We start from the raw sequence: 3477 nt of genomic DNA, 5'->3' as shown, positions 1-3477 counted from the left end.
GAGGAGGCGGTTTGCTGCAGGCTGCTGGCGGCTTGCTCGGTGCGATGGCTGAGGTCTTGGTTGCCTTGGGCGATCTCGCTCGATGCGGTGGAGATCGACTCCGTCGATTGATGCACCTGACCGACGATGTGTCGCAGTGATGCCTGCATGCGCTGCAAGGCTGCAAGCAGCTGTGCGGCTTCGTCGCTGCCTTGGACTTGCACCTCGCGGGTCAGGTCGCCGGAGGCGATGGCGGCAGCCAGGTCTTGTGCCTGGACGATGGGCTGACAAATGCTTTGCATGTTGATCAGCGTCAACGGCACGACCACCAAAATGGCCACGGCGACCGACAAGGCAAACAGGCCGATGGTCAGCTTTGCCGCCTCGCGGGCCGCCTGTTCGGCGACGGTGGCTTGTTCATCGAGCTGGCGCACCAAGGTCTGAAAGGCTTTGTCCAGCTCGTTGAGCGCGGCATAGGCCCGGAACATGACCTTGTCGGCCGTGGTGGCAGAGTCGTAGCCACTGGCCAGAAGCTGATTCGCCACTGGGGCGAAGGATGTTTGATAGTCTTCCAGATGCTTGCCAATGGCTTGCAAGAGCTCGGCGTCTTGAGCGCTGGCCAGTGCCTTGAGGGACTGGACTTGTTCATTGATTTTGGCCGCGGCTTGCTTCCACAGTTCGTGGGTTTCCGACACTCGCGACGGATGCTCGTAGAAGATGATCATGTCCTTCTCGTAGCGGCGCAGTAAGGCCAAGCTGTGGCGCAGCTCCGACACCAGCGATGCCTTGGCATAGGCTTGGTCGATGAAGGCCTGGCTCGTCGCCTGCATCCGAAACATCCCGAACAATCCAGCGCCGCCCACGACGGCCAGCAGGCACAGCACCACGGCAATCGCGCCGATCATGCGCGTGCGGATCGTGAATCGACGCATCAAGCTCATCAACTGCATAGGACGCTCCGTGAGACTCAGTCGGTCAGGCCCATGGCTGGATCGGCCATGAGTTTTTCGATATCGAGCAGGATCAGCATGCGCTCACCCACATTGGCCAGCCCGACGATGCAACTGGCATCCACCGCGGCGCTCATCTCGGGAGCGGGGCGGATGCTGTTGGGGGCGATTTCCAACACGTCGCTGACCGCATCCACCACGGCGCCGACCACCCGGCCAGCCACGTGCAGCACGACCACGACCGTGAAATCGTTGTAATCGCACTTGGCCGTGGCAAAACGCACCCGCAAATCGACGATGGGAACGATCACGCCGCGCAGGTTCACCACGCCCTTGATGTGAGCTGGGGCATTGGCGATGCGGGTCGGGGCTTCATAGGAGCGGATTTCCTGCACGCGCAGAATGTCGATGCCGTATTCCTCGCTGCCCATACGGAAGGTCAAATACTCTCTGGGTCGGGCTGACTGGTCGATGAAGGCTTCTTTGGCACCCATGATGGTTTCTTTCCGTTCGATGGGAGGGGCGGTTGGTGGGGAGGCCGGGCATGCCGCCCGGCACTTTCCGACCTTATCGGCGGCTTTGTGGCTGACTTGAGGGTCGCACCTAGACCGCGCAGGCCGAGGCAAGGCGGAACTGCGATGCCAGGTCGGCCAAGCGTTGGGCTTGCTCGCGCAGACTTGCGGCCGCAGCGGCCGATTGCTCGACCAAGGCGGCGTTTTGTTGCGTCATTTGGTCCAGATGCGCGACCGCTTGGTTGATCTGACCGACGCCGTCGCTTTGCTCGCGGGTGGACGCCGAGATGTCGCCGATCATGTCGGTGACGCGTTGCACGGCAGCCACGATGTCTTGCATCGAGGCGCCGGCGTCGTGGACCAGCCGGGCGCCGTTTTCGACCTTGTCGACGGAGTTGCCGATCAGCGCCTTGATTTCCTTGGCGGCTTGGGCCGAACGCTGAGCCAGGGTGCGCACCTCGCCGGCGACCACCGCGAAGCCGCGGCCGTGCTCGCCAGCGCGGGCGGATTCCACGGCGGCATTGAGCGCCAGAATGTTGGTTTGGAAGGCGATGCCGTCGATGACGCCGATGATGTCGGCGATCTTCTTGGCGCTGGTGTTGATCTCCTCCATCGTAGAGACGACCTGCGAGACGACATGGCCGCCGCGTTGTGCGGCTTCGGCCGCACCGCGCGCCAGTTGGCTGGCCTGGGTGGCATGCTGCGCGCTTTGGGCCAGCGTGCCGGTGAGCTGCTCCATCGATGAGGCGGTTTGCTGCAGGCTGGAGGCGGCCTGTTCGGTGCGGTTGCTCAGATCCTGATTTCCGGTGGCGATTTCGTCGCTGGCCGTGCGGATGTTCTCGGTGGCTTGCTGTACTTGGGCCACCATGCGACGCAAGGAGTCTTGCATCTGGGCCAGGGCGGCTTGCAGTTCGCCAGCTTCCCCGTCGGCATTGACTTCCACGGGGTTGGAGAGGTCGCCCTGGGCAATCGCATGGGCGTGACGCACGACCGAGGCGATGGGGCGGGAAATCGATCGGCTCAGACGCCAACCGAAGGCCGCCGCGAACACCAAACTGGCCAGCACCAGGCCGACGGAGACGAGCACGGCCGCATGGTTGTCGGCCCGAGCGTCGGCATAGGCGCGTTGGGCCATGGCTTGGATTGCGTGCTGCAGCGCTTCGATGCTGGCGATATAGGCTTTGCGAGTGTCCTCGAAGTCGCCTTGCAACAGTTGTTCCAGGGCGTAGTAGTCGCCACTGTTGCGCAGCTCCAAGATCTTCGGGCCGTAGGCCAGCAGGGCTTTGCGCAGCTTGTCGATCTGCTCGTATTGAGCAATCAGCCCGGGGTCGTCGATCGCCGCGCGAAAACGCTGCTGCAAGGCGTCGATTTTCTTCGAGTCGGCGGTGTAGTCTTTCATGAGCTGATCCGGGAAATCGCCCGTGCCCAAACGGGAATGCGTCACGATGCGCAGCACATTGATGTCCACCAGGGACTTCCACTCCGTCACCAGTTGCAGCAGCGCGCCGTCGCGTTCGGTGAGGCGTTGGATCACTGCGGTGGTGTCATAGAGTTTCTTCACGCTATAGCTGCTGACGCCGATCATCAGCAGCATCAGCACACCCAAGGCCGCAGCCAGGCGGGTCGCGATCCGGGCGTGCACCATGGTGCGCAGCAAATTCATCATGGTCTCCTCGACAAGTCTCAGCGGTATCGATCAAAAGGTTTCCCAATCGTCATCGGGGGCCGTGGCCGCTGGCTGGGGGGGGCGAGCGGTGGGCGTGCTGGGGGCGGGGCTGGCGGTCACGGTGGGGCGCTTGGGCGCTTCGCGTGGGCCGGCAGCCGCGGGGGGCGAGCTTTGGGCCGCCTTGCGGATGGCGGCTTGGGCCAGCGAGGCGGCGTGCGTCGTGGCTGGTGTGGTGGGCGCCGCGGGTTGCGGGGGCGCAGCGTCTTGCCCGATTTGGAAGGTGGCCACGACTTGAGCGAGGCGTTGTGCTTGTTCGCGCAGGGACGCTGCGGCGGCGGCGGACTGTTCGACCAAGGCGGCGTTTTGCTGG

At 63.7% G+C, this 3477-nt stretch carries 3 protein-coding genes and 1 pseudogene; all 4 read right to left on the bottom strand.

The window, feature by feature from the left end; all coding sequences use genetic code 11:
- Positions 1 to 929, bottom strand: a 929-nt coding sequence (locus F615_RS0117195) for a methyl-accepting chemotaxis protein (protein WP_019562379.1), incomplete at its 3' end; no start/stop codon positions are given.
- Positions 930 to 946: 17 nt separating this feature from the next.
- On the bottom strand, positions 947 to 1423 hold the full coding sequence (locus tag F615_RS0117190; RefSeq protein ID WP_019562378.1) for a chemotaxis protein CheW: 477 nt from the start codon (positions 1421 to 1423) through the stop codon (positions 947 to 949).
- Between the two features lie 109 nt (positions 1424 to 1532).
- A complete protein-coding gene (locus tag F615_RS20710) occupies positions 1533 to 3104 on the bottom strand; it encodes a methyl-accepting chemotaxis protein (RefSeq protein WP_019562377.1) in 1572 nt (523 codons plus the stop codon).
- Positions 3105 to 3137: 33 nt separating this feature from the next.
- A pseudogene (locus F615_RS20340) lies at positions 3138 to 3477 on the bottom strand (methyl-accepting chemotaxis protein); the annotation flags it as partial.

It is taken from the genome of Caldimonas manganoxidans ATCC BAA-369 (genome assembly GCF_000381125.1).
In the GTDB taxonomy this organism is placed as follows: domain Bacteria; phylum Pseudomonadota; class Gammaproteobacteria; order Burkholderiales; family Burkholderiaceae_C; genus Caldimonas; species Caldimonas manganoxidans.
This window is presented reverse-complemented; position numbering and strand designations above follow the sequence as displayed.